14 protein-coding genes and 2 pseudogenes are annotated in these 21237 nt (G+C 60.5%); 6 read left to right on the top strand and 10 right to left on the bottom strand.

Annotated elements, in window-relative coordinates; all coding sequences use genetic code 11:
* Positions 1 to 61 precede the first annotated feature (61 nt).
* The 8 genes from tssH to OPV09_RS13465 all read right to left on the bottom strand — a co-directional run bounded on the left by tssH (position 62) and on the right by OPV09_RS13465 (position 9481).
* A complete protein-coding gene (gene tssH / locus OPV09_RS13500; RefSeq protein ID WP_338682093.1) occupies positions 62 to 2725 on the bottom strand; it encodes a type VI secretion system ATPase TssH in 2664 nt (887 codons plus the stop codon).
* A gap of 45 nt (positions 2726 to 2770) precedes the next feature.
* Entirely contained in the window at positions 2771 to 3865 is a 1095-nt protein-coding gene (gene tssG, locus OPV09_RS13495; protein WP_072453894.1) for a type VI secretion system baseplate subunit TssG, read from the bottom strand.
* Entirely contained in the window at positions 3829 to 5673 is a 1845-nt protein-coding gene (gene tssF, locus OPV09_RS13490) for a type VI secretion system baseplate subunit TssF (RefSeq protein WP_338682090.1), read from the bottom strand. Before tssF ends, tssG begins: the two co-directional genes overlap by 37 nt.
* A gap of 2 nt (positions 5674 to 5675) precedes the next feature.
* Positions 5676 to 6164, bottom strand: a complete 489-nt coding sequence (tssE, locus tag OPV09_RS13485) for a type VI secretion system baseplate subunit TssE (protein ID WP_034752188.1) — start codon at positions 6162 to 6164, stop codon at positions 5676 to 5678.
* A gap of 146 nt (positions 6165 to 6310) precedes the next feature.
* On the bottom strand, positions 6311 to 6802 hold the full coding sequence (locus OPV09_RS13480) for an Hcp family type VI secretion system effector (RefSeq protein WP_034752191.1): 492 nt from the start codon (positions 6800 to 6802) through the stop codon (positions 6311 to 6313).
* Between the two features lie 29 nt (positions 6803 to 6831).
* On the bottom strand, positions 6832 to 8316 hold the full coding sequence (gene tssC, locus OPV09_RS13475; RefSeq protein WP_034752193.1) for a type VI secretion system contractile sheath large subunit: 1485 nt from the start codon (positions 8314 to 8316) through the stop codon (positions 6832 to 6834).
* A 4-nt stretch (positions 8317 to 8320) separates the two neighbouring features.
* Positions 8321 to 8830, bottom strand: coding sequence for a type VI secretion system contractile sheath small subunit (gene tssB, locus OPV09_RS13470; protein ID WP_034752195.1), 510 nt, complete (start codon positions 8828 to 8830; stop codon positions 8321 to 8323).
* 69 nt (positions 8831 to 8899) lie between these two features.
* The gene (locus OPV09_RS13465; protein ID WP_338682089.1) at positions 8900 to 9481 is read right to left on the bottom strand and encodes a hypothetical protein; all 582 of its coding nucleotides are present in this window, start codon (positions 9479 to 9481) and stop codon (positions 8900 to 8902) included.
* A gap of 359 nt (positions 9482 to 9840) precedes the next feature.
* On the opposite strand from OPV09_RS13465, the gene tssK reads away from it, so the two are divergent.
* The 6 genes and pseudogenes from tssK to OPV09_RS13430 form a co-directional block, all read left to right on the top strand.
* Positions 9841 to 11187, top strand: a complete 1347-nt coding sequence (tssK, locus tag OPV09_RS13460; protein WP_034752199.1) for a type VI secretion system baseplate subunit TssK — start codon at positions 9841 to 9843, stop codon at positions 11185 to 11187.
* Positions 11188 to 11196: 9 nt separating this feature from the next.
* Positions 11197 to 11976, top strand: a complete 780-nt coding sequence (gene icmH / locus OPV09_RS13455) for a type IVB secretion system protein IcmH/DotU (RefSeq protein ID WP_070304023.1) — start codon at positions 11197 to 11199, stop codon at positions 11974 to 11976.
* Complete coding sequence (tssI, locus tag OPV09_RS13450; RefSeq protein WP_338682088.1) at positions 11976 to 15782, top strand: type VI secretion system tip protein TssI/VgrG; 3807 nt, start codon at positions 11976 to 11978, stop codon at positions 15780 to 15782. Before icmH ends, tssI begins: the two co-directional genes overlap by 1 nt.
* Positions 15783 to 15832: 50 nt before the next feature.
* Positions 15833 to 16270: a hypothetical protein gene (locus tag OPV09_RS13445; protein WP_319993063.1), complete on the top strand. Its 438-nt coding sequence runs from the start codon at positions 15833 to 15835 to the stop codon at positions 16268 to 16270.
* Between the two features lie 1149 nt (positions 16271 to 17419).
* The gene (locus OPV09_RS13435) at positions 17420 to 17941 is read left to right on the top strand and encodes a hypothetical protein (protein WP_139143435.1); all 522 of its coding nucleotides are present in this window, start codon (positions 17420 to 17422) and stop codon (positions 17939 to 17941) included.
* A 272-nt stretch (positions 17942 to 18213) separates the two neighbouring features.
* Positions 18214 to 18339 (top strand): annotated as a pseudogene (locus OPV09_RS13430) (IS5/IS1182 family transposase); the annotation flags it as partial.
* Positions 18340 to 18371: 32 nt separating this feature from the next.
* Here OPV09_RS13430 and OPV09_RS13425 read toward each other — a convergent pair.
* Both OPV09_RS13425 and OPV09_RS13420 read right to left on the bottom strand, forming a co-directional pair.
* Positions 18372 to 18671: pseudogene (locus tag OPV09_RS13425) on the bottom strand (Arm DNA-binding domain-containing protein); the annotation flags it as partial.
* 1205 nt (positions 18672 to 19876) lie between these two features.
* Positions 19877 to 21135, bottom strand: a protein-coding gene (locus OPV09_RS13420; protein ID WP_338679941.1) for an IS3 family transposase whose coding sequence is annotated in 2 segments (ribosomal slippage) — positions 19877 to 20796 and positions 20796 to 21135 — 1260 coding nt in all. Because the reading frame shifts where the segments join, the coding sequence is not laid out codon by codon here.
* Between the last annotated feature and the right edge of the window lie 102 nt (positions 21136 to 21237).

Here is a 21237-nt window from a genome sequence, read left to right as displayed (position 1 = left end):
CGCGATTGAAACCGGGTGAACAGATTGCGCCCCTCCTCTCCACGCACCATGGCGGCAGTGCCTACTTGATGGTGTACTTGAACTGCCCCTGCTTGCTGGCGCTGACCTTGATTTTCGTAATCGCTGCGCCTTCGGCCATCTTGGCCAGCACCGACTCGGCGATCTCGGGCAGCACCGTGCCGTTGAGGATATTGTCGACATTGCGCGCGCCCGAATCGACTTCGGTGCAGCGCGCCAGCACGGCCTCGACCAGCGCCTCGTCGTGGCTGAATTCGGCCTTGTGATTGGCCGCGATGCGCTGGGCGATCTTGCCCAGTTTCAGGCCGATGATATTGACCAGCACATCGTCCGAGATCGGATAGAACGGGATCACTTTCAAGCGCCCCAAAAAGGCCGGCTTGAAGGTTTTCATCAGTTGCGAGCGAAGCTTTTCCTCCAGCTGCTCCGGCGCCGGCAGGTCTGGCGCCGCCACATTCAGGCAGGCCTGCATCAGGATGCTCGAGCCGACGTTCGAGGTGAGAATGATGATGGTGTTTTTAAAGTCGATCTCGCGCCCTTCGGCATCCTCCATCACGCCCTTGTCGAAGACCTGGAAGAACAGTTCGAGCACGTCCGGGTGGGCTTTTTCCACTTCGTCGAGCAGCACCACGCTGTACGGATTGCGCCGCACGGCCTCGGTCAGCACGCCGCCTTCGCCATAGCCGACATAGCCGGGCGGCGAGCCTTTCAGGCCTGACACGCTGTGCGCTTCCTGATATTCGCTCATGTTGATGGTGATCAGCTTGCGTTCGCCGCCATACAGCACATCGGCCAGCGCCAGCGCCGTTTCCGTCTTGCCCACGCCGGACGGGCCGACGAACAGGAACACGCCCTTCGGCTTGTTCGGATCGTCCAGGTTGGCGCGCGAGGTGCGCACGCGCTGCGCCACCGCTTCGAGCGCATGCGACTGGCCCAGCACGCGCTCTTCCAGCATGTCCTTCAGTTTGAGCACCGTGCGGATTTCATCCTTGACCATTTTTCCCAGCGGGATGCCGGTCCAGCCGGCGACGATTTCCGCCACCACGTGGCCGTCGACCTGCACCGGCACCATCGGTGTTTCGCCCTGCAGCGCGCGCAAGTCCTTGAGCAGGGCCTGCAGATCGCCGGCCTGGCTGGCGTCCGGTTTGACGCCGGCGCTTTCCAGGTCCTGGCGCGCCGCCCTGACCTTTCCGGTCAGCGTCTTTTCGTTTTCCCAGCGCGCGGCCAGCGCCGCATGCTCGCCGGCGGCGGCGCTGCGCTGCTCACGCAAGTCTTTCAGACGCACCGGGTGGTTGCCGCCGCTCTTTTCCTCGCGTTCGAGCGTGGCGACTTCGGCGTCGATGCGGTCGAGTTTTTTGACCAGGTTTTCCAGCAGGGCCGGCGTCGCGTTCTGGCCCAGCGCCACCTTGGCGCAGGCCGTATCGAGCACGCTGATGGCCTTGTCGGGCAGCTGGCGTCCCATGATGTAGCGGTGCGACAGCCTTACCGCTTCGGTGATGGCTTCGTCATAGATGCGCACATTGAAATGCTTTTCCATCAGCGGCGCCATGCCGCGCAACATGGCGCAGGCCAGTTCCTCGCTCGGCTCCTCGATCTTGACGACCTGGAAGCGGCGCGCCAGCGCGGCGTCCTTTTCAAAATACTTCTTGTATTCACCCCAGGTGGTGGCGGCAATCGTGCGCAGCTCGCCGCGCGCCAATGCCGGCTTGAGCAGGTTGGCCGCGTCGTTCTGGCCGGCCGTGCCGCCTGCGCCGATCATGGTGTGCGCTTCGTCGATGAACAGGATGATGGCGTGCGGGCTTTTCTTGACTTCGTCGATGACGTTTTTCAGACGGTTCTCGAACTCGCCCTTGACGCTGGCGCCGGCCTGCAGCAGGCCCATGTCCAGCGTATGGATCTCGACGCCCTTCAATACATCGGGCACGTCGTCCAGCGCGATGCGCAGGGCCAGCCCTTCGACCACGGCCGTCTTGCCCACGCCCGCCTCGCCCGTCAGGATCGGGTTGTTCTGGCGCCGCCGCATCAGGATATCGATGGCCTGGCGGATCTCCGCATCGCGGCCGATCACCGGATCGACCTTGCCGTCGCGCGCGCGCGCCGTCAGGTTGGTGGTGAACTGGTCCAGCGCCGGAGTTTTCGACGCGGCCGCGCGCCCTGCCAGTTCGCCGACGGGGTCTCCTCCTCCCTCGCCGCCCTCGCCATCGGCAGCCGAAGCGCCTGCCGCCTCCTGCGAGCCTTGCGTGATCTTGTCGAGGTTATGCTTCAAGTCGTCGAGCTTGAATTTGTTGAACAGTTTCGAGCCCCGGTAAGCCAGCTGCGCCAATTCAGGGTCGGTCAGCAGCGCCTGCAGCAGATGCGCACTGCGGATGCTGGCCTGGCGGCCCGCCTGCACGTCGAGCGACGCGATCAGCCAGGCGTTTTCAAACAGCTTCGGCAGCCGGGGCGAAAACACGGGGGTGCGCGCATTGCCGGTCTGCAGGCGCGCCACTTCGGCCTGCAAGTCCGCTTCGAGCATGCTGACGCTGATGCCGCTGTGGCGGGCGATCAGCGCAAAGTCGCTGGCCGGCTGTTCCAGCAGGGCCAGGAACAGGTGTTCCAGGTCGACCTCGTATTGTCCGAGGCCGACGCAAATGCCGGCGGCGCGGGTGGCGGCGGTACGGCTGGTGTCATTGAGCTTGCTGATCAGCGTCTTGAGGTTGATGCTCATGGGGCAAAGGTCCTTGTGTGGAAACGGATAAAAAAGAAAGATGGTTCATGCCAGCGTATGCAATTCGTAGCGCACGTCGCCACGGTCCTGCGCGGCGCCGGCGGTGATCAGGAAACTGTCCCAGCCCAGCCGCCCGCCGCTGCGCGGCTGCTCCAGGGTGACGCCATGCACATCCTCGGCGCGCAGCACCAGCTGCACTTCGTATTCGAGGCACAGGCCGGTAAACATGGTGAGCATTTTTTCCAGCGCGCGCGCGGCCGCCCCGCCCGGCAAAAAGGCGTCAAAATGGGCGCGCGCCAGCGGCCCGACCACCAGGCGCATGCGCAAATCGCGCTGCCAGACGCGCGCGCCGACCAGCGCCGTCGAACCCAGCATCGCGTTCATGCCACCGAGGCTGCTTTGCTGGTCGCGCGGCACGTCGTACCAGCAGCCGACAAACTGGGTCACCTTGATGCTCTGGCCGAAATACGCGGACAATACCTGGCCGATCGCCACCGCCGATGGCGGCCGGTGCCGCATGGCCGCGACAAAAAATCCCACCGACTCGTCGAGGACGCCATCGCCATCGTCGTACAGGCGCTGGCATAGCGACGCATGGCCCAGGCCTGCCAGCGACAGCAGCAGCGGCAGGAATTTGTCCCTGCCATCGAGCTGGTATTTGAGTTCCAGGCGGTACTTGCGCCACGCTTCGTAGAACAGCGCCAGCGCGCGGCTGGAAAAAGTGTCGAGAAAAGCACGCGGTCCTTCGTCCTTTTCATACAGCTGGTGCGCGGCGATGCGTTCCGTGTAATGGGCGGGCAGCGCGCCGGCCACGCCGAGAAAGCCCATGAAGGCCGGCGTGATGCGCACGTATTTCAGTCCGCCGCCCCGCACGGCCTCACCCAGCGCGCGCATGTCGGCCGCCAGGGCGCCCAGCTCGCGCGGTTCGGCCTGCACGGCTTCAAGCTGGCTGGGCGCGAAATTGAGCGACACCGAATTTTGAAAGCGCAGGTAGTTGGCCACCGCGCCCTCGCGCGCCATGCCGTTGCGAACCAGCCAGATTTCGAGCATGCGCACCGCCTGGAAGTACTGGAAGCGGTAGGGCTCGGCGAACAGGCGCTCGATTACACTAGGCTCAAATCGCCGCTGCGTGGTTTGCATCGCAACAACTCCTCTCCCGATTTTTTCGACAGCACCACCAGTTGCGTGAAACTGTTGGCATGCACGTACAGGCCGAGAAAACACTCGACGATATGTGCAAACGCATGGATGCCGCTGCCCACGAAAGCTTCCTCGTCGAGCGTCAGCCGCACTTCCAGGCCGCGCACCAGACAGGCGAAGGGATTGCCGGGAAGCCAGGCGTTGGCCGCCTTGTGGTCGATCGCGGCAATGCCGCTGATCTGCCGTTGCGAGGCCGCCGAGCGGGGCAAGTCATACAGGGTCAGCATCTCCTGGAACGCTTCCAGGCCGCTGCCCGACAGCGACAGATGGTTCAGCGACAGGTGCGAGATCAGGCGCCAGTGCGCGCCGCGGCCCCGCTCGAAGCGGTGCGATTCGGTCGGTTTGCGCAGGAAGTGGATGCTGCGCACGCTCGATCCGCCTTCCAGGAACAGGTCGCCGCCGCGCAGGCCATAGGTGAGTTGCGCCGGCAAGTCGCGGTTGGTGCAGCTCAACTCGAGGCTCAGGGTATCGGTTTCGATCGAGGCCGGGTCGAAATCGATGTCGACGATGGAAATCTCGGTCTCGTAGCCGGGGCTTTTTTCGCTGACGGTGTCATCGCGCCGCATCACCCAGTAATGCCCGTCCTTGGCCGGCATCTGGCCGTGGCGCAGCGAATAGAACGGGCGAAATTCGGTGATCGACTCCCCTTGCGGCGTCTGGCGCACCAGCTTGACCGATTCGATGGCCTGCACCTCGAAGGCATAGGCGCGGCGCGCATCGGCCAGCACCGGATAGCTGGCGGCCGTGTGCGTCAGCCGGATCGGCTCGCCGCGCTGGCGGAACAGGTTGACCACCGGCGTGCAGCCCAGCAGCAGGTTATTGGTCGTCATGGTGCCCAGCATGCGCGCCGTATTCGAATCGGTGCGCAGGCCGGCCAGGGCCAGGTGCAAGGTGATGCGCCGGCAGCCGGACGGCAGCGGCGCGCACAGCGCGGCCAGGTCGATGTCGAAAAAATTGAATTTTTCGGGAAAGCAGAAATATTCGGTCAGCAGCCGGTAGGCCGGATGCGAACGGGCCGAAAACGGGATCAGCGCATCGTCCTCGGCATAGCCGGCGGTGCTGACGGGAAGCTGCGCCAGCGCGTTCCAGCGGCCGCCGTCGTCCGCTTCCACATAGGCCTTGACCGTGCGCATGAACAGCGCGTCGCGCAGCGCCGCGCAAAACGACGGCTCGCCGTCGATGAACACGCGCAGCTTTTTGACGCCCAGTTGCGCCAGGCTGATCTGATCGGCGGTCGTTTCGAGGACGATGCTGACGCTGGAAGTGGCGTTTGGCGGCAGTTGCACCTGCTCGGGCGCGTCGATGATGGCGGCAAACGCCGCATGCGTCAGCGCCAGCGGCGCCACGGTGACCGGATACGCGGTGCGGAAGGTGCATGCGACGCCCTTGACGGGGCGTGTCGCCAGCTCGGTGCCGCGCGCGATCTCGGTGGCGGCCGTCAGCTGCGCCGCCGCGCCGCTGTAGTCGAGGCGCGCGATCGAGCACGAAGGAAATGGCCGCAGGTAATGCGGATACAGTACCTCGAACAGCGCCTCGGTAAATTCCGGGTAGTCGTCATCGAGGCGTTTCGAGATGCGCGAATTGAGCAGCGCGAAGGACTGGATCATGCGCTCGATATGCGGGTCTTCGCAGACTTCGCCGCCGATCAGCAGCCGTCCCGCGATCTTCGGGTAGCGCTCGGAAAACTCGCGCGAATAGCGGCGCAGGAAACCCAGTTCACGTTCGTAGTACGGCAATAATTCTTCCAAGTTCAGGCTCCTTGCGCCGTACGGCGCGCCTTGCTGATCGTGTAATGCAGGCTGGACGGCTGCAGGATGGCGTCGAAGTTGACAGGTTCCTGGGCCGAGTGCACCACCAGTAGCGCGGTAATGGCGAAATTGAGGCGGTTGATCGAGCCTTCCTGGATTTCCAGCGAAGCGCGCACGCTGCGCAGGCGCGGTTCATGGCGCGCGATGGCTTTTTCCAGGCACTGGCAGATATACGCGCGGTCGTCGGAACTCGACAAGCTCAGGCCTGCGAAATCATTGAGGCCGTAGGTGACGATCGAACGGCCGCATTCGGGAAATTTTTTCAGCAGCGCTTCCGGTATCACGGTGCGCGTGTTGAGCAGCGCCTCCAGGTCGCGTGCCACGGTATCTTTCAAATCCTCCAGCGACAGGCGCGAGACGGTGCTACTGGAAGCGCCCTGGACGGGCGTGTCCATCAGGCGGTCGAACAACCCCGGCGTAAAACCCTTCATCGGTATCCTGTCGTTGGCGGTGGGAAGGAACAAAAGGGCGGCCTGCGGCGGCCCTTTGATTCAGAAGCATCAGTCACGCGGGCACAAGCCGGAGTCACCGTCGGCGGCTAGCCGGAACGGCGTCATCCGGCAAGGGCCGTTGTCGATCAAATCGTCTTGTTGGCCGACAGATCCCAACCGCCAGAGGTATTGCCGCCCGAGCCACCACCGACTTTTTGCTGCGTGTATTTCCACTTGACCTTGGAATACTTGATCGACACGTTCTCGCCGAGGATGTCGCCAGCGGCGACGGACGGCGCCACGCTGCTGATCAGCACGTTTTCCAGCTCGATCTCGAAATACTTGATGCGCTCGCCCTGGCCGTCGGCACGCAGGAATTCGAACTTGGCTTTCGGGATCGTTTTACCGGATGAGCAATTTTGCAGCAGCAGAGGCGTGGCGAGGTCGGCCAGCTTGGCGACCACGATATCCTTGTGCTCGGTACGTTCGGCGGTATGGCCGCCGCCGGTCGAGGCGGTGGCGGACTTCGGCTGCAGCACTTCCCACTGGACCGACTTGCATTCGATCCAATCTTTATGGGAGGTGTCGGTGGATTCGCCTTTGATACCATCAATTTGCAAGTAAACGTCGATTGCCATGTCATTCCTTTCGGTTGTTGATGAAAAAATCAGGATTTGGTCGATTGCGGCAGCTCCGCGACCAAACGGAGTGAAACGGACAGCTCATCGAGCTGGAAATGGGGACGCAGGAAGGAAATGGCGCGGTAGACGCCGGGACGGCCCGGCACTTCCGACACCTGCACCGACGCTTCGCGCAGCGGGAACTGGGCCTTCTGTTCCTGGCTGGCGTTATCGTCGAGCAGCACGTATTGCATCAGCCAGCGGTTGAGGAAATCTTCGACGTTGGACGCGGCGGCAAAGCTGCCGATCTTGTCGCGCATCATCGCCTTCATGTAATGGGCGATGCGCGAGACGGCAAAGATGTATTGCAGCTGCGACGACAGCACCGCATTCGCATTGGCGGAATCGGTGTTGTATTTCTTGGCCTTCTGCGCCGACTGGGCGCCGAAGAACGCCGCGTAATCGGTGTTTTTGCAATGCACCAGCGAAATGAAACCCAGGTCGCTCAACTCTTTTTCGCGCCGGTCGGTAATCGCGATCTCGGTCGGGCATTTCAGCGCCACTTCGCCTTCGTCGGTCTTGAAGGTATGCGTCGGCAAGTCTTCGACCAGGCCGCCGCCTTCCACGCCGCGGATCGCCGCGCACCAGCCGTAGTCGTCGAAAGCCGCCGTCAGCTTGGCGCCGAAGGCATAGGCGGCATTGCACCACAGGTATTTCTGGTGGTTGGTGCCATCGACGTCCTCGACGAAATTGAAACCGTCGACGGTGGCGCCATCGGCCGGGTTGAACGGCAGCCGCCCCAGGTAGCGCGGCAGCGTGAGGCCGACGTAGCGCGCATCTTCCGATTCGCGGAACGACTTCCACTTCGCGTATTCGACCGTGTCGAACACCTTGGCCAGGTCGCGTGGTTTGCCGAGGTCGGCATAGCTTTCAAGACCGAACAGTTCGGGCGATGCGGCCGAAATGAAGGGTGCGTGGGCCGCAGCGGCCACATGCGACATCTGTTCGAGGAAATACATGTCCTCGGGCTGGCGCGTAAACTCGAAGTCGCCCAGCAGCGCGCCGAACGGAGCGCCGCCGAAAGTGCCGAACTCTTCCTCATACACTTTCTTGAACATGGTCGACTGGTCGAATTCCAGCGCGCTCTGGAAATCGCGCACCAGCTCGCGCTTGGTGGCGTTGAGCAGCTTGATCTTCAGGTTGGTGCCGGTGGGCGTGTTGTCGACCAGGTGATGCAGGCCCGTCCAGCTGCTTTCCAGCTTCTGGAATTCGGGCGCATGCATGATGACGCTGAGCTGGCGTGAAATCAGTCTGTCCAGCTCGGCAACGCGCGCATCGATGGTGGCCGCCAGGTTGTTCGACACCACCACGGTGCCCTCCATCACCTGGCTGACCAGTTCTGAAATCAGGTCCTTGGCGCGCGCATGCTCGACGCTGGATTTGGCAACCTTGCTTTGTTCGACGATCTGGTCGAGCAAGCCGATATCGGTGGTCGCGGCGGCGCCGGACGCGGGGGTCAGTTGAGCGGACATGGGATCAGTCTTTCTTGGCGGTGGATTGTTGTTCCAGCTGGGCCAGCTTCTCCGTGCTGTTGAGCACGTCGTTCAGGATATCTTCCAGTTTGTCGTTGCCGGCCAGCTTGTTGCGCAGGTCGGCCAGCTTGGTACGCGCCTCGAGCAGGCGGCGCAACGGTGCCACCTGCTCCACCACCGCCTCGGGACGGAAGTCGTTGAGCGACTTGAAGCGCAGGTCGACGCGCAGCTGGCCGCCCTCATCGCTGAGCTCGTTGGCTACGCCAAACGCGGCGCGCGGCTCGACACCCTTGAGCACTTCGTCGAAATTGTCGCGGTCGATGCCGATGAACTTGCGGTCCTTCAGCCGTTTTTGCTCGACTTCGGAATTGCCGCCGAAGTCGCCCACGACGCCCATCACGAAGGGCAGCTCCTTGTTTTCAATCGCATCGCCGATTTCCACGTCATACGTCATCTGCACGCGTGGCGGCCGGACCTTTTGCAGGCGTTTTTGAACACTTTCTTTTTTTGACATGACACATCCCTTCACGAGTAATGGGCGGCATCCGCGATGCCCCTGGTAGATCGCCTTACTGCTTCAGCTTCACTTCAAACCATCGAAGGGATTGGCACTGCTGTCAGCAGTCTTGCTCTGTCCCTTGCGCTGCGAACGCACCGGCGGCTTGTCGCGTACCTGCGCTGCGGCCGGGGCCGGTACCAGCACGGTTTCGCCCAGGCTTTCGCGCAACAGCTTGGCCAGGTCCTGCGATTCGGTGCGCAACGGGCCGGACAGATTGTTCTGGCGGCTCAAGTCGGCCAATGCACGCGTCGACAGGCGCAGTCCGCTGATCGCAATGACGCTGTTGGCCAGCTTGTCAGCCGGGTCGCGCACCAGCACTTCCTGGGCATTGATGATGGCGTCGCCGTACTGGCCCGCCTCATAGCGGGTCTGCGCCATGCGAACCCATGGATGCTTATCGGCTGGAAATTCGACGGCGGCTTGTTTCCACAAACCCATGGCCGCTTCGTTGTTGCCCGAACTGGCGGCCTGGGTCGCCTTGGCCATCAGTTCGTCGAGCGAGGGCGGCGGCGCCGCCGTCTTGACCGCAGGTGCGGTGCTGCAGGCGCTGAGCGTCAATGCGCAGGCAACAGCGGCAAAAAAATGCAATGTGAATTGGCGAGACATGGTCTGATTTCCCTCAAAAAAAAGATGGCGCGGTCATTAAAAAACTTGCAATTTATAGTTGCTAAATTCGTATTTTTGCCGAGACTAACATGGATTTAATATTGACTCCGTTCAATAGAAAATACGCGAAAACTCACATTTCAACCGGCCGCAAAGGCAGGCACCATGCGGGAAACGTACCGTACGCACCTTTCTTCAAGATAATGTTAATGTTGTTGCAGTTGCGAAAAAAGCACATAATTTCCTATTGCAAAGATTGAATGATCGGACGCTCCGGCAACGCGCCGATCGCGCTTCAAAATAACCCGGGAGCGGCAGCGTTCTCCGCGCTTTTACTTCTTCGGAAAAAAGGGCAATCGATGAGCATTACAAGCAAATTGTTATGGGGTGAAGGTCTGTTTCTGCGCCCCCAGCACTTCCAGCAGCAAGACCAGTACCATGAACATCGCCTGCACGAAAGCATCAAGGCGCTGCATCCCTACGCCTGGGGTGTCAACCACGTGCAGATCGACCGCGATGCGCTGAGCAATAACACGCTGCGGCTGCTGGAACTGTCGCTGGTGTTCCAGGACGGCGAAATCTACAACGCTCCCGGCGCCGACGAGTTGCCCGAGGCCCTGGACCTGAGCAAGCTGCTGCAATCGCAGCAAACCGTCACGTTCTATGCCGCCCTGCCCGCCTTCAAGCATTTCGGCGGCAACTTTGCCGCGCCCGACCAGCCCAACGGTGCGGCGCGCTACGGTCAGGCCAACCTGGAAACGCCCGACCTGTACACCCATGCGGCGCAGGCCGAACTGGCCTACCTGCAAAAATCGCTGCGCCTGGTGGCCGAATCGGAACCGCGCGATTCGTATGTGAATTTTCCATTGCTGCGCCTGCGTCGCCTGTCGACCGGCGGCTTCGAGCCGGACCCGTCGTTCGTACCGCCTAGCCTGTCGATCCGCAGCGCCCCGCTGCTGTTCCTGCAACTGCGCCGCCTGATCGATGCGCTGCAGGCAAAGGTCAACGCCCTGTACGGCCACCACCGCGAACCGAGCAAGAATGTGATCGAATTTCGCTCCGGCGACATGTCCTCGTTCTGGCTGCTGCACACGGCCAGTTCGGCGTTCGCCTCGCTCAGTCATTATTTCCATCATCCGGCGCTGCACCCGGAACGCCTGTACGAAGCACTGCTGGCGCTGGCCGGCGCGCTGATGACGTTCTCGAAAACCCATGCGCTGGCCGACCTGCCGGCCTATCAGCATGCCGATCCCGGGCCGTCGTTCGCGCGCCTGCACGCGATCATCCGCGAACTGCTCGATACGGTGATCTCTTCAAAATATTTCGCCATTGCATTGACCGAGGTCAAGCCGTCTTACCATCACGGCAAGCTCGATTCGGGCAAGATCGACGACAAGACGGCGTTTTACCTGGGCGTCTCGGCCGATTTGCCGGGTGTGGAACTGGTGGACGTGGTGCCGCTGCGCTTCAAGATCGGCGCACCCGACGATGTGGAAAAATTCGTGCTGTCGGCCCTGCCCGGCGTGCGCCTGCAGCACACGCCGCAGGTGCCGGCCGCCGTGCCGGTGCGGCCCGATACCTATTACTTCACCATCGAGGCGAAGGGCCAGATGTACGACCGCATGCTGCAGGCCCAGTCGATTTCCATCTACGTTCCGTCCGGCATGCGGGATCTGAAACTTGAACTTGTCGCCATCACTTCCTGAAGATAAACGATGAATGCAAACGCCCCCTCCCTGATGTCCGGCGGCTCCGCCGCTTACGCATCGAGCGTACCGGCCGGCCCGGGTACCGAACACACGCTGACGGACCTGATGTACGACGGTTTCTACGCGCTGTTCATGCTGAAAAACGGCAGCGGCCCGCAAGACAATGCCGACTTCATCAGAAAAATGACGCAATTTCTCGACGAGTTCGGGCACGCGGCGAAAAAACATGCTGCCTCGGCTGATGATATCGATGCGGCCAAGTATGCATTTTGCGCGGCTGTCGATGAAATCATCCTGCGCTCGCCCTATGCCATCCGCGACGAGTGGGCGCGCCGCCCGCTGCAACTGGTGCTGTTCGGCGACCAGCTGGCCGGCGAGAACTTCTTCATCCGGCTTGAAGCGCTGCGCGCGCGCGGCAGCGCGCACCTGCAGGCGCTGGAAGTGTTCCACATGTGCCTGCTGCTGGGTTTCCAGGGTCGCTACATCCTCGAAGGCTCGGAAAAACTGGCCTACCTGACGGCCCGCCTGGGTGACGAGATCGCCCAGATGAAGGGCAAGAAGGCGGGCTTTGCGCCACATGCGGAACGCCCCGACCAGATCGCGCACAAGTTGCGCAACGACGTGCCGCTTTGGGTGCTGTGCTCGGTATTCGCGCTGATCTGCGCACTGGGCTACCTGGGCCTGCGCACCATGCTGGCCAAAAACACCGAACAGCAGATGAACGCCTACAGCGATATCGTCAAGCTGGCGCCGCGCACGGCCAACCTGACCATCACGTTGCCGTAATGAGCGGCCCGGCAACGACAGAAGCTCCTCAGGGCGTGTTCGGCACCGGCCTGTCGCAGCATGCGCGGCTGATCACGCTGGCCACGGCGCAGGCATCGAACCTGCCCGAATCGCTGATGGCCGAGCGCATGAGGGGCCGCGAAGCGGTCAACGAGCTGTTCCGCTTCGAGGTCGATGCCTTGAGCACGGCGGCGGGCCTGGACCTTGCCAGCTTTCTCGGTGAGGAAATCACGCTCAAGCTGCTGCAGCCCGACGGCAGCTGGCGCGCCTGGCACGGACTGTGCACCGACTGCGGCTTTGCCGGCGCCGACGGCGGCGTGGCGCGCTACCGGCTGCGCCTCGAGCCTGCCTTGGCCTTGCTGGGCTTGCGCCGCGACAGCTATATCTTCCAGGACAAGAATGCGCGCGACCTCATCACGGAGCTGCTCGCCGACTATCCGCAGGTGCGCTTCGAATTCGATGTCAGCCAGGAACTGGCACCGCGCCCCGTCTGGACCCAATACCGCGAAAGCGACCTGGACTTCCTGACCCGCGTGCTCGCTTTCGAAGGCCTGAGCTGGCGCTTCGAGCACGAGCAGGACGATGGCGCGGCGCAACAAGGCGAACAACAGAACGCACAGCAGGCCAAGCACAAGCTGGTGATTTTCGACAGCAAGGCAGCCGCGCCGCCGACGCCGGGCGTGGCTGGCCTGCGCTTTCACGGCGTGCGCGCCAGCGATACCGATGACGCCATCGACAGCTTCAGCGCGCGGCGCCAGGTGCGGGCCAATGCGGTCGGCATCAGCAGCTGGGACCCGCAGCAACTGGTGGCACCGGCCGCCGAACACAGCTCGAGCCTGCAGGCGGGCGAGCTGCCACCCCTGCCCCTGTACGACGGGTCCGGCGAACGGCGCCATGCCGACAGTGCTGCCGCCGATCCGCACGGCTTGCGCATGCTGCAGGCACTGGAACTGGAGAACAAGCAGTTCACGGGCGCTGGCGCGGTGCGGCGCATGGCGGCCGGCCACGCCTTTGAGCTGCTGCAGCACGAACAGTATGCCGGTGGCGCCAACCAGTTCACCGTGCTCTGGGTCGAGCACGAGGCACGCAACAACCTGGGGCCGGCCGGCGGCGCGCTGACGACGCTCCTGTCGAAATTATCGACAGTGGCCAGCCTGGGCGACGTCGCCAGCCTGATCGCCGGCCAGCTCGAGGCGGGCACCTACCGCAATACCTTCGCTTGCGCGCGTACCAGCGTGGCCATCGTGCCGCTCGCTACCGCCGCGCGCCAGGCCAGCAGCGCGCTGGGGCCGCAAACGGCGCTGGTGGTCGGCCTGCCCGACAGCGTGGCGACCACCGGGCGCGACCATCAGATACGCATCCAGTTTGCCTGGCAACGGGGCGCCGCCGCCAATCCCGGCGGCATGGCGCACAACACGGATCAGCAGGGCAACGCGCCCGGCAACGAAGCGTCAGGCACCTGGGTGCGCGTTGCCGAAGCCTTGGCTGGCCCGAACTGGGGTTCACAATTTACGCCGCGCATCGGCACCGAAGTGCTGGTCGACTTCATCGAAGGCGACATGGACCGTCCGCTGGTAGTGGCCCAGCTCTATACCGGCAGCGACACGCCGCCCTATGCGGCCGGCGTCGATTCGGACGTCAATCACGCCGGCGTCATTTCCGGCATTCACAGCCACAATTTCGATGGCGGCGGCTATAACCAGTGGGTCATCGACGACACGCCTGGCCAGTTGCGTACCCGCCTGGCGACGAGCAGCGCGGCCACGCAGCTGAACCTCGGTTACCTGGTACAGCAAGGACCCAACACGGCGCAGCGCGGCAGTTACCGGGGCAGCGGCTTCGAACTGCGCACCGACGCCTGGACCGTACTGCGCGGCGGCGAAGGCGTGCTCATCTCGACCACAGCCCGCGCACAGACTGGCGCGGGCATTGCATCTACCCAGCTCGACACCACGGAAGCGTTGGCCCAGCTGAAAGGCGCGGCCGAACTGAACAAGTCGTTGGCCGAGGCCGCGCAACAACAAACCGCCCTGTTCAGCCAGGACGCGAAACAGGCCCAGCTGGACCTGATCAAGCAGATCGATCCCCAGCAAGATGGCAAATACCAGGCCAGCGTGGGCGGACAGGAGGCACTGAAGGCCAGCGCGGGCGAGCGCAAGCTGGCTGCCGACCAGCCGGTGGAAAAATTCGGCCAGCCGCTGGTCGTGATGGAAGCGCCCGCCAGCATCAACTGGGCCACGCCAGGCTCGACCGTGTTGTTTGCCGCCCAGCAACTGCACTGGACGACGCAGTCGGACTTGCACATGACGGCCGGCCACACTTATTCGTCCGTGTCGGCCAGTGCGCATGGCTTGTTTAGCCACACCGGCGGCATCCAGGCGATTGCCGCCAACGGCCCCGTATCGCTGCAGGCGCATACGGGACAACTGGAAATCCTGGCCGACAAGGCCATTACCGTACTCTCGGTCAACGACTGCATCGACATCAAGGCCAATCAAAAGATCACGCTGCAGGCCGGGCAATCGTCGATCACGCTTGAAGGCGGCAATATCACGTTTACCTGTCCCGGCAACTTCACGGTCAAGGGCGGCCAGCACGTGCTCAACGGCGCCGCCAGCGCGGCCGGCGTGCTGCCGGCGCTGCCCGACACGCGCATCAAGCTGTTCGACGAAGGCTTTGTGCTGCGCGACCGCGACACGGGCGAACCGATGCCGCGCCAGCCCTACCGCATCAAGCGCGAAGATGGCAGCTATGAGAGCGGCATGACCGACGAAAAGGGCTTGACGCATGTGATTGCAGCGGCGGCCGCCGAGGCGCTGGTGATCGAGCTGCTGAAAACGATGGGCGGCCAGGGTTCGGCACCGGCACCCGACCCTGCCCCCTCTTCAGCGCCGGCGCCGGTACCAGGTTCGCCAGGGCAGCCGGCAGCCAGAACCAGCACCCCGCCGGAACCGAAATACAAGCCGGCAGGCGACTCCAGCACCACGCCGGTGGACAACAAGCGCCGCAAGGAAGTGCTGGTCAAGCTGCCGGCCTGCTGGATCGCGGACTACGAAAAAGAAATCGCCGGCCCCTCGTATGGCCGCTATGCCCAGCCTTACCAGCACGACGGCACGCCGCACAAATACAGGGACAAGATCTGGTTCAAGCTGTACGTGCCGGCAAAATCGGACGGTCCGGTGGTGGTGGAAGTGCGTTTCAAGGCCATCACGGTACTGGACGCTGCAGGACAGGCGCTGGAAGAGAGCGACAAGGGCACGGAATCGGCGGCGCTGCGCGTCAAGCAGCGCGCCTACGTGGTGGCGCTGGCGCAGAAAAACGCGACGGCCGGCATCGAAGGCAACTGGAACAACAAGTTCCGGCTTGAAATCAATGATCCGCAATGCGGACAAAAGGTGTTGCCCGTGGTTTTCCGCGTCCTCTGGGTTGACGAGAATCAGCACTACACGCTGCAGATCCACAAGCGCTATGACCGCGAAAACGTGACCGGCGACGTCATGAACGTGTCGCTGGCAACGGAACTGACCACGTATGCGCATGAATTCGGACATTGCGTCGGCATGCCCGACGAATACTCGTACACGGAGTTCGAAGAAACGGTACGCTATTTCAAGCCGGACGGCACACTCGACGCGCCCATTGTTTGCCACGTCAACGGCACCTCGCCGCAAGACCTGACGCAATCGATCATGTCGTATGCGGAAGGCGCGCTGATCCTGAAACGCCACGGCTGGAATATCGCAATTGAAGCGCAGGAATTGTTGAGCAAAAAAATTGGCAGGAAAATACGATGCGATATTGTCTGAGCCTCCTTATCTATGCCATGCTGATGGCACTACCATTGAAAGCAAACACCATGACGAGCACCCATGCGCCCCTCTCCATCTCCCTGCAATGCCTGGGCAACGCTGGCTGCGTCTATGAGCGCAAGCCGATCGACGTGCTGGTCACCATCCGCAACGATGGCAGCCGCGATATCGGTTTTCCGCTCGACTACCTGCGCAAGTCGGGCCCGATCGTCAAATTCATCGACACCGATACCGGCGCCGTTACCTATGCCCGCCGTGGCCTGGCCAATCCGGCGCTGAAGACGAAATTCACCACGATCGCGCCAGGCGCCTCGATTTCCATGGAAATCGATATACACCCAACCGACATTGAAACGTTTCGCATCAAAAGAGTCGATATCAGCGTGGAGGTGATATTGAAGGGCGACATACGCATCGATGGCGAAACGGATCTGCAGGACTACCAGGGCGGCGCGAAGATCCGCATCTTTGAAAAAGAGGAGTGAGACGATAGGCTGCCATGCTCGTCTCGGTCTGCCTGACGAGAAATCGCCAGGCGACTGCATATATCACGCAATACCGTCCGACGCTATCTGTGATCGGAAACCACTAAGCCCTCCTATGCGGAGCGGCGATCAGTTAGCGGATTAGACAAATACTCGGTGCAGCTATCCGGGTGGCTCAAGGCCGAAATGACGAAGCCGCGTAAGCAGCGGCACAATTTGAAGCAGATCCATGAGGACCTGAAAGAGCTGGGCTATGCAGGGTCATACGACCGCGTGGCAGCGTTTGCCAGGCAGTGGAAGGCGCGTCAAACAGAGTGGGTCAATTCTGCGAGCAAACGAACACCTGCGCAGCATGTCGAACTTAATCTAGGTCCAGGAACCACCAAATGAATGCTCCATACTGCGTTCTTTCTCTATGGCGGGATAGATGGGGTGTTACCAGCCTATACATGCAGTCTTATAGATCAACGATATTCATGCAAGAGAAGGTAATTTCATCAGGGTAATGATATCCTTGATATTGGTCAAACAATAATCAAAAGATGCGCTTGGAGGCGCCAACAGGACCACAGAATGAATTGTCACCAGTGGTTTGGCCTCTCCCGCACCATAATTCTGCGTAAATAAGAAGTAGATAAATCGTATTGAGACCTTTGGCTTTCTGCCAAGCACCAAGTGGGTGCTGATATCGTTGTCTGATCCTACGACGAGATCGTGCCGGGCCTTCCTATCCCGAGTAAGCAACAGAGCATCTGCTTCTGAGAGCAATAACGGCATAATTGGCTACGATAAAATAGCCCGTCATCTGCTTCGTGCGCTCGGCCAGATGGGGGACTTTGCGCGCTGGTGCTGGAGTAGCAATAGCGATCACGGCTGACGCGACATGGCACCTGACGGCATCACGCCAAAACAGAAGCTTGCCATGGCCGCTTAACCTCTACTTCTAAAGCGCTCTAAAAATGGAGGATTACCAATCATTGCTGGGTATATCGCGCGATCGATTTAAATCTCTAAAATTTAAACATAGGATCTAAAACCGTCAGTGAAATTATGCAATAATTCAAGAGGTTCCGTCATGCCAATTTGAAGTGCGGTACTGTCAACTGCAACACCCAACGCTGATTCTCCTATCTTAGTGAAAATAAACTGATGAAAATTACAAAAATTGTACTGGTCGCATCCCTTGCAGCACTACTTGGAGGCTGCGTGGCACCTCAACGTCCAAGCTTCACTCCGCTGCCATTTGACGCCGTTGAATATGATGCACTTCCTAAAAGTGGCACCGGTATTGTAAAAGGTCAAGTCTTTGCGAAAACAGTGGGCGGCACCGTGAAAAAAGGTGCCGGGAATGCAGTACTTTTAATACCGGTGACAAAGTACAGGCAACAGTGGTACCAGGCGGTACTCATGGAAGGCCGGGCAGCAGCAGTATCTCAGGATCCACGCTACTCGACCTATGATAAAACTAAAACTACTGATGGTGAAGGTCGTTTTGAGTTTAATGAAGTTCCACCAGGTCAATACTATGTACTCAGTAATGTGAATTGGGAAACCATTTCGGATAATGAATATTCACGGCGTTTGGGCCTTCTTGATCAACAAGGCGGCCTGGTTGTGCGAACAGTCGAAGTGAAGAACGGCGCGACAACTGAGGCAATCCTCAACCGCTAAAGTACAGTCGGGCGGCAGCTTACTTGAAATCTTGCCCTGATACAAAGGCAAGTCCAGGTAATTTGCCGCTCAATTGCCTGCTATTCTTCGTTTCGAATAGATCATCCACCTACCTGCCGTACCGTCCAAAGCTTGCGTCTTGCCTGCGACTCTCCAGCTTCCATTTCCAACCTTTGTTGCACATCTTTTTGCTAAACCGCGCTGTCCTAAACCTGATCTTATTGAAGGCAAGAGGCAGGAAAAGCCTGCCTTGGAACGCCTAAACAAAACGTCGTCCAAAGAAACCCCTCGGCGGACAGCATACCGGCCCCAATCCAACCGACCGGGGCAAGCTTGGCTGCAAGCCCCATCTGCTCATCGACCAACGCGGTCTGCCTCTGGTGGCGAGCATATCGGGACTCAGGTACATGATTTCACGGATGCTGATCCCGCCGCTTGTCTCGGCGTCCTTGACGCGGGCCTTATTCCGCGCCTTTTCTTTCGCCGGGGACTTTCCGGCCGTGATCAGTTTCTTTGCCTCGCCCAGCTTCTCGCGCGCCTCCGCCAGCGTCATGCCGCCGACGCCATAGCGGCCGAAGGTAACGGTCTCCTGGCGGCCGTTGATTACATAGTTATAACGGAACGAGATTGAGCCGGCAGTCGTGACGGCCACATACAGGCCATCGCGGTCGTTCACCTTGTAGAGTTTGTCCTGTCGCTTGAGATTGCGCAGTTTGGTATCGGTCAGCATGGCATCTGGTCATGAAGAGCTGAAATACCATGATCAAAAAGCGGATGAAAATTTCTTACAAGTCCTTGATTTTAATGAACTTTATACGAAATTGATACCATGACAGAATCCGGAAGCATCGCATGGTATCGACCGCCGATCATGCATCGTTGTGAGATTATACCATTAATAACGCCATGAAAAAAACAGTGCTTAAGCGCGCCAATCGTTGCCAGGCAGTGCCAGACAAAATAACAAAAAAGCCCGTGAAATCAAGGGCTTAGGTGTGGCCTCCTGCCTATCAGTGCCAGCAGTTGCTAGACATCAAATCATTCCCACTCGATGGTCAATGAGATGGTTAAGCGTTTGATTTTTCAGTGCTTTCCAAACTATTCAGTTACCGATACCCTCAAAAATACCCTCACCGGATTTACCTATGGTTGCCGCTTAGTCGCGGCCGGGATGAGCGAAAACTAGTCCGCTCGCCCATACCTGCCACCAGTTGCTTCTGGGCGATGACGCCTTCATTTCGGCACATTAGCAATCGCAGCGGTCCAATCATTCAAAGATGCGCCAAGGCAGCAGCACCGCGCTGTCACACTGTCACGCGCGCAGTCTCACGCACGCTATAGCGACAGAGACGAGACAATGGCACGCGCTTATCTGTCAACCGCTTTTACCATGTCCCACATCGCCGCCGCTTTTCACATGTCGAGCAGGACGGTCAGTCGGGCCGTATCGGCATTTAATAATGCGCATCTTACTGTAGATCGAGATGGCAAAGGTTGAGACCGAGTACGAAAGGCGGACCTGATCCCGCCCCCTCCGCCCCCCCATGCGAAGACGGTATCTGACCCCGGCCCTCTTGATTTCAATGCGGTGGTGAGGCCCCACCCGTACTTTCCCCTGTCTTTATATCAACGCGGAATGGCACATAAGCGGACGTTGGCGCATCCCATCCTTCACCTTCTACTGCTCCGTTGACGACGCGCACTGACCTGAGCCCGTCCCACGAAAACGATCGTGTCGACCAAGCTTTTCCATTCGCGCATAGCCCCATAACTTTCGTGTAGTCATATAAAAGCAAAACACCTTCGTCTGCAGCAACGCAATAGCCTAAGATGGGCCGGATAGGAATTTCTTGCCAGTTTTTTGGATCTGCTGCGCTCACAATGTACGGGGTGCCACGTGATCTTGCCCCAATATAACCAGACACAGCCAATCGTTTAGTTAGCGCCGCTTTCCTGAGCCCGGCGCGCCAGCTCCCTCCTGAACATGCGAGGCGATTTCCATTTCAGCGACGAATGCGGATGGACCTCGTTGAAGTGCATAAAGGCGTCTGGCAGTTGAGCCAGAACGATTTCTGCGCTGCTGCGGTCCATCAAGTTCACGTAGTCCCGTTTAAACGTGTTCACGAAGCTCTCGGCCATGCCGTTCGACTGCGGGCTGCATACCGGTGTATGCACCGGTTCAATCCCAAGTGCGCGCACCAGCGCGTGCGTTTCATGGGCTCGATAGGCGCCGCCGTTGTCGCTCAAGAATTCCAGCCGGGTCGAGCCGACGCTGGCCTGGCCGAATCTTGTCTCGACCGCTTCCACCAGCATGTCGCGCACGGGCTCGCCAGGCAGGCCACGTTCGGCCCACGCACGCCAGGCAATGATTTCTCGGTCACAGCAATCCTTCATGAACACACCGGTCACCACTTCGCCGTTGTCGCAGGCGATCTCGAAGCCGTCCGAGCACCAGCGCTGATTGGGTTCGTCCACCGCCACCGCGCCATTGTGCACGCGGCTGCTCACTGGGCGTTTCGGCGCCTTGGGTAGCAGCAGACTGTTCGCCTTCATCACGCGATAAAACCGCTTGTGATTGATTGCTGGCAAGCCCATCAAGGCGCGCGTGCGGTTGACCAGAGCGCCAGCCCGGCGGTAGCCATAGGTCGGCAGCGCTGTAATCTCGGCGCGCACGGCGTCGACCAGGATGGCGTCGGTAGGTTGGTGGAACGTCTGAGTGGTACGCCCGTCGATCCAGTCCGCGGGACGAACCAGCAACTGGGCTACGTGTGAGCGCGCTACGCCAAGGGCAGAGCAGACCGGCTTCACTGGTCGTCCTTGCCCGACAAGGGCGAGCGCGCAATCCACTTTTTTTCGCGAGCAAACTCGACGGCCTCCTTCAGGATTTCCGCCTCCATCGTCTTCTTGCCGAGCATGCGCTGCAACTGGGCTATCTGCGCGCGTGCAGCGGCCAGTTCGCTCGCTGGTACCACCGATTCGCCAGCAGTGACCGCCGTTAGCGCGCCTTCCCGTTCGAGCTTACGCCAGTTGAACAACTGGCTTGCACCGACGCCGTGCTTGCGAGCGACCAGCGACACGTTCATGCCTGGCTCGTAAGTCTCGCGCACCAGCGCCGCTTTTTCCTCGGCAGACCAGCGCCTGCGGCGCTCCTGGCCCACCGTCACCACCTCGATTGTTTGCTTGTTCCTAGTCATATGCACAGTCCTATTCCTATCCGTAAGAATAACGCATAGGCTGTGTCTGGTGAATCAAGGGGCTATTTCACTGCTGCAGATCGAGACGACCAAGGCTGAGAT

The organism is Janthinobacterium sp. TB1-E2 (assembly GCF_036885605.1).
In the GTDB taxonomy this organism is placed as follows: Bacteria; Pseudomonadota; Gammaproteobacteria; order Burkholderiales; family Burkholderiaceae_D; genus Janthinobacterium; species Janthinobacterium aestuarii.
This window is presented reverse-complemented; position numbering and strand designations above follow the sequence as displayed.